The sequence below is a fragment of the Terriglobales bacterium genome (assembly GCA_035454605.1).
Classification (GTDB): domain Bacteria; phylum Acidobacteriota; class Terriglobia; order Terriglobales; family Acidobacteriaceae; genus DATMAB01.
The window spans coordinates 1-5615 of record DATIGQ010000114.1 but is presented as its reverse complement, the minus strand read 5'-3'; the positions used below and the strand labels follow the sequence as shown (position 1 = coordinate 5615).

Annotated in this window: 5 protein-coding genes; 3 read left to right on the top strand and 2 right to left on the bottom strand. The window is 64.5% G+C overall.

The features are described 5' to 3' along the window. A partial coding sequence (locus tag VLE48_07975) for a site-specific integrase (GenBank protein ID HSA92932.1) occupies positions 1-334 on the bottom strand: 334 nt, incomplete at its 3' end. Continuing rightward, positions 331-1296, bottom strand: coding sequence for a tyrosine recombinase (locus VLE48_07970; protein ID HSA92931.1), 966 nt, complete (start codon positions 1294-1296; stop codon positions 331-333). The genes VLE48_07975 and VLE48_07970, both read right to left, overlap by 4 nt. A 173-nt stretch (positions 1297-1469) precedes the next feature. On the opposite strand from VLE48_07970, the gene VLE48_07965 reads away from it, so the two are divergent. The 3 genes from VLE48_07965 to VLE48_07955 form a co-directional block, all read left to right on the top strand. Then, a complete protein-coding gene (locus VLE48_07965) occupies positions 1470-2993 on the top strand; it encodes a pitrilysin family protein (protein ID HSA92930.1) in 1524 nt (507 codons plus the stop codon). Continuing rightward, a complete protein-coding gene (locus VLE48_07960) occupies positions 2993-5137 on the top strand; it encodes a pitrilysin family protein (protein ID HSA92929.1) in 2145 nt (714 codons plus the stop codon). Before VLE48_07965 ends, VLE48_07960 begins: the two co-directional genes overlap by 1 nt. Positions 5138-5303: 166 nt before the next feature. Further along, a partial coding sequence (locus VLE48_07955) for a hypothetical protein (GenBank protein ID HSA92928.1) occupies positions 5304-5615 on the top strand: 312 nt, incomplete at its 3' end.

The window sequence follows — 5615 nt, the reverse complement described above, 5'->3', positions numbered from 1 at the left end:
GGCGTGGCGTCGAGACCAGAGCGGCGGGGTTTTGATCCACCATGCCCTCGCGCGCCATCCAGCGGTAGAGCGAGCGCAGAGCCGCCAGGGCGCGCGCCACCGAGGTCTTGCTTAGTCCCTCATCGTACAGGTGCGAAAGGAAGGCGCGGATGCGCAGGTGGTCTACAGCGGGCCAGTCGGCGCCCGTGCCCGCCCAGGCCGCGAACCGCTCGAGGTCCTGGCGATAGGCGCGCAGCGTATGCTGCGAAGCGCGGCGCTCCGATTCCAGGGAGCGCAGGAAGCGGGCGATGGCGCGAGGGATAGAACCGTCCGGACTCGATTTCTTCTTGCTCACTCTTTCTCCTGCGTGGTGACGGGTCTCATTCCAGCACGGGCGCGCGCGCGCGGATGGTGGCTGCGGTACACGTGCTTCAGGCGGTCGAGCGCGACGTGCGTGTAGACCTGGGTGGTGGAGATATCGGCATGGCCCAGGATGGACTGCACGGTGCGCAGGTCGGCGCCGCCTTCCACCATGTGGGTGGCGCAACTGTGGCGGAGCATGTGCGGGCTGGCGCGGCGTCCGGCTGCGGAAGAGGCGCGCACCATCTGCCAGACGCGCTGGCGGGAGAGCCGGCGGGCGCCGCGCGCGACGAATAACAGCGGCGAGGCCTTCCCTGCTGCCAGCACGGCGCGGCCCTGGTCAAGGTAGAGGCGCAGGGCGTCGAGCGCAGCGCGACCCAGCGGCACGATGCGCTCCTTGTCTCCCTTGCCGCGAACCAGAACATAGCCGAGGTCCAGCTTGAGGTCCTCGCGACCGACGCCGAGGATTTCCGAGACCCGCAGGGCGCCGCCGTAAAGCATCTCCAGCATGGCGCGGTCGCGGAGAGCGAGCGCCTGCGCCAGCGGGGTGTCTTCCGCGCGCGGTGGACCGCCGAGCAGAGCTTCGACTTCGTCGCGGGCCAGCGACTTGGGCAGTACTTTCCATTGCCGCGGAGCGTCGATGTTGAGCGTGGGATCGCGGCTGACATGGCGATCGAGCAGCAGGTAGCGGTAGAGATGGCGCAGGGTAGAAAGCTTGCGCGCCACTGAGCGGCCGTCTACGGCGAGCGAGAACAGATGATCGAGGAAGTCACGGACGTCGGCACGGCGCGCGTTCGCCAGCCCGCGCTTCTTGCGATGAAGGAACCCGCCGAACTGGGTGACATCGCGCGTGTAGGCGGCGATGCTGAGGCGCGCCAGCCCTTTTTCTACCCGCAGGTAGTCCGAGAACCCCGCCAGCAGTCGTTGGTCCTGCGGGGAAAGGGCGGGAGCTGCCATGAGGGAAGTATGCGCGTTATCGGACACAGAAGGAATAGCAAGCCGGGTGCTGGCTGGACCCGCCGTTCACCCCCGCGGATTGCGGTGCGTCGTTTGACAGGGTTTTTGCCCGCCGTTTAGCCTGTTCCTTCCTACCGATTCCCTGTGGAAATCACCAGGTTTGCGGAGGTCCGATGAAGTTCCCTCGCCTGAAAGTCATGGGTGTCATGGCCGTCCTGTCATTGGCGGCGATCAGCGCGGCAGCGCAGGATTTGGCGTCGTTCGAAAAGCGCATCACGGTGAAGAAGCTGGAGAACGGGCTGACGGTGCTCATCTGCGAGCGCCCCGAGGCCCCGGTCTTCTCCTACTTCACGCACGTGGATGTGGGCGCCGTGCAGGAGGTGCCGGGCATCACCGGCCTGGCGCACATGTTCGAGCACATGGCGTTCAAAGGCACCGACAAGATCGGCACCAAGGACTACGCCCAGGAAAAGGCGGCGCTGGAGAAGGTGGAGCAAGCCTATGCGGCTTACGACCGCGAGCGCCTGAAGCGCGTGGGGCGCGATGAGAGCAAAGTCAAGGAGCTGGAGAAGGCCTGGAAGGACGCCATCGCCGAAGCCGACCAGTACGCCCTGCCGGACGAGTTCGAGGAGATCATCGAGCGCGACGGCGGCGTGGGCGTGAACGCATTCACCAACTGGGACGAAACCGGCTATTTCTACTCGCTCCCGGCCAACCGGCTGGAGCTGTGGGCGTACCTGGAGTCGGAGCGCTACCTCCACCCGGTGATGCGCGAGTTCTACAAGGAGCGCGACGTGGTGTTCGAAGAGCGCCGCATGCGCACCGACAGCCAGCCGATAGGGCGGCTGGTGGAGCAGTTCCTGGCGTCCGCGTTCATCGCCCACGGATACCACCGGCCCGTGGTCGGTTATGCCTCCGACCTGACGGCCTTTTCCGCCTCCGACGCCGAGGAGTTCCGCCGCAAGTACTACATTCCGGCGAATATGGTGGTGGCGGTGGTGGGTGATATCAAAGCGGCCGACGCCCTGCCCGTGATCGAAAAGTACTTCGGCAGGCTGCCGAACACTCCCCGGCCTGAGCCGGTGCGCACTCAGGAGCCGCCGCAGAACGCCGAGCGCACGGTCATCCTGCGCGACCAGGCGCAGCCCTTCTATCTCGAGGGCTACCACCGGCCGGACGTGCTGGATCCTGACGATGTCGTTTACGACGCCATCAGCGACATCCTTTCCAAGGGAAGAACGTCCCGCCTGTACCGCTCGCTGGTGCGGGACAAGAAGATCGCGGTGGCGGCCGCTGGATTCAGCCCCTTCCCGGGAGCGAAATATCCGCATCTGTTTGCCTTCTTCGCCGTGCCGACGCCCGGCCATACCAACCAGGAGTGCGCAGACGCCATCCATCAGGAGATCGAGCGCCTGAAAACCGAGGATGTGAGCGATGAAGAACTGCAGAGTGTAAAGACGCGGGCCAAAGCCGACCTGATCCGGCAGCTCGACAGCAACCAGGGGCTGGCGCTGCAACTGGCCACCTTCGAGCGTCGCTTCGGCGACTGGCGCGAGCTCTTCCGCCAGGTGGAGCGGATCGAGAAGGTCAGCAAGGCAGACATACGCCGCGTGGCCAACGGCGTCTTCCGCGACACCAATCGCACGGTGGGGATGATCGAGACGGTGAAACCGGCAACCCCGAAGGGAGGCCAGTAATGACGCACTTCAAACCGTTCCGCTCTCCGACCGCGTTGCTGGCGCTTTGCCTGCTGGCCGCTCCGCTAGCCGTGGGCCAGGCGACCGACTGGAAGCAGATCGCCCGGCCCCCGCTGCCGCCGTTCCATCCCCAGCAGCCGGTGCGGGTGGCACTACCCAACGGCATGGTGATCTTCCTGCAGGAAAACCACGAACTGCCGCTCATCGAAGGCATCGCCACCATCCGCGGCGGATCGCGTGAGGAGCCCGCCGCCAAGGTGGGAATGATCAGCATCTATGGCGAGGTCTGGCGGACTGGAGGTACCAAAACCAGGACCGGCGACCAGCTCGATGACTTCCTGGAAGCCCGCGGCGCGCGCGTGGAGAGCGGCGATGGCGTGGACAACACCAGCCTTTCCTTCTCCTGCCTGAAGGGCGACGTGGACGACGTGTTCGCGGTGTTCCTGGAGCTGTTGCAGCAGCCGGAGTTCCGCGAGGACAAGATCACGCTGGCCAAGACGCAGGAAAACACCGCCATCGCCCGGCGGAACGACAACGTGCAAGGCATCGCCGGCCGGGAAGCTCGCAAGCTCGGCTACGGCGCGGACAATCCCTACGCCCGCCAGACCGAGTACGCCACTGTGGCCGCCGTGACCCGGGACGATCTGCTGAACTGGCACAAAGAGTACGTGCGTCCCAACAACATCATCCTGGGCATCGTCGGTGACTTCGATCCCAAGTCCATGGAAGCCAGGCTGCGCAAGGCATTCGGCGCCTGGTCGAAAGGCCCGCAGGCCAAGGCGGCCCAACTCGAGTACGAAACGGCCAAGCCGGGGGTCTATTTCATTGCCAAGGACGACGTGAACCAGAGCGAGATCCGCATGGTGCACCTGGGTATCACGCGCGACAATCCGGATTACTTCGCGGTGGAGGTAATGAACGAGGTATTCGGCACCAGCGGACTCGCGCGATTGTTCTCCAATATCCGCTCGCGCAAAGGTCTGGCCTACCAGGTGTTTGGCTCCGTCGGCGCCGCCTTCGACCACCCTGGCCTGTTCACCATCAGCATGAGCACCAAGAGCAACACCACGGTAGAGGCCATTCAAGCGCTCCGCGAGGAGATCGACAATCTCCTGGGGCCCAAACCGGCTACGGAAGAAGAACTCAAGCGCGCCAAGGACGGCATCCTGAATTCGTTCGTCTTCAATTTCGACAGCAAGGAGAAAGTCCTGCGAGAGCGGATGCGGCTGGAGTTCTACGGGTATCCGGCGGACTTTCTGGAGCGCTACCAGGCGGGGATCGAAAAGGTGACGGTGGATGACGTCAATCGCGTGGCCAAGAAATACATCCAGAAGGACAAGCTGGCAGTGCTGGTGGTCGGCAAAGCGGCGGACTTCGACCAACCGCTGGCCAGCCTGGGTTCGGTGACCGCGCTCGATATCAGCATCCCGGAGGGCGAACCGCAAGGTCCCGCGGCGGCCGGCTCCAACGCCGAAGGCAAGGCGCTGATAGCCAAGGTGGTGACGGCCCTTGGGGGCGCGGAGAACTTGCGAGCCGTCAAAGCGATCCGCAGCAAGGAAAGCGCCATCCGCAAGACCCCGCAGGGAGACGTTCCCTTCCAGGGCGAGGGGATCGTGGTGTATCCGGACCGCAGCTGGACGAAGGTTTCGCTGCCCATGGGCGAAATGACCATCGTGATCTCACCGGAGGCGTCCTTCATGGCCATGGGAGGGATGCCTCCACGCGATGTCCCTGGCCCGATGAAACAGGAAGGCCTGAACGACATCAAGCGCGACATGGTGTACATCGCGCAGAACGCCGACAATCCCAAATTCATCTTCGCCGCTGCGGGCAAAGAGAAAGTGGGCGAGGCAGAGGCTGAGATTCTGGAGATCAGCGCCGACGGCGCTTCCCTGCGCTGGTACGTGAATCCGAAGAGCGGGCAGGTGCTGCGCGCCGCGTATCGCGCCTCCAGCATGGCGGGACCGGTGGAGCGCGTGGAGGACTACTCCGACTGGCGCGAAACCGGCGGCCTGCGCGTGCCGTTCAAGTCCACGTCCACCGAGGACGGCGAGGAAGTGGGCTCGAGCGAGAAGCTCGAACTGGAGGTCAACCCGGCTGTCGATCCCAAGCTGTTTGAGAAGCCGGTGGAGTCCGCGCCTTAACCTTCGAACCAGGGCATCCGTGGGCGAAAGGACGGCCCGGGCGGGCCGTCCTTTTTGCTTTCCGTAGGTTGCCCGCAATCTGCGCAGGAGCCTGCCGGCGGTCCGAAAGTGGACTTGACAGGAGCACAACGCGGCGTTATTGTTAGGCGAACAAAAGGCGAAACAAATGCCTCTCGAAACGCTCCTGTTCCCTTCCCCGGAGAAGACGTCCTCGCAACTGATCGGCATCGCCCGGCTTGCGGCTGAGGGCAAGGCGCTCTCCGAAGGACACGAAGTCGAGTACCGCACGCTCGACGCGCGCAGTCTGCTGAATCGCTGCGAATCGCCCCGCATGCCTTTCCGCTGGACCATCAATCCCTACCGCGGCTGCGAATTCGGTTGCCACTACTGTTATGCGCGCTACACCCACGAGTTCATGGAGCTGCGCGACGGGCGCGACTTCGAGCGCGTGATCTATGCCAAGCAGAATGCCGGCTGG

Excerpts from the sequence above, each read along its gene's own strand:
- VLE48_07970 (HSA92931.1), bottom strand. The coding sequence starts at position 1,296 with ATGGCAGCTCCCGCCCTTTCCCCGCAGGACCAACGACTGCTGGCGGGG.
- VLE48_07965 (HSA92930.1), top strand. The coding sequence starts at position 1,470 with ATGAAGTTCCCTCGCCTGAAAGTCATGGGTGTCATGGCCGTCCTGTCA.
- VLE48_07960 (HSA92929.1), top strand. The coding sequence starts at position 2,993 with ATGACGCACTTCAAACCGTTCCGCTCTCCGACCGCGTTGCTGGCGCTT.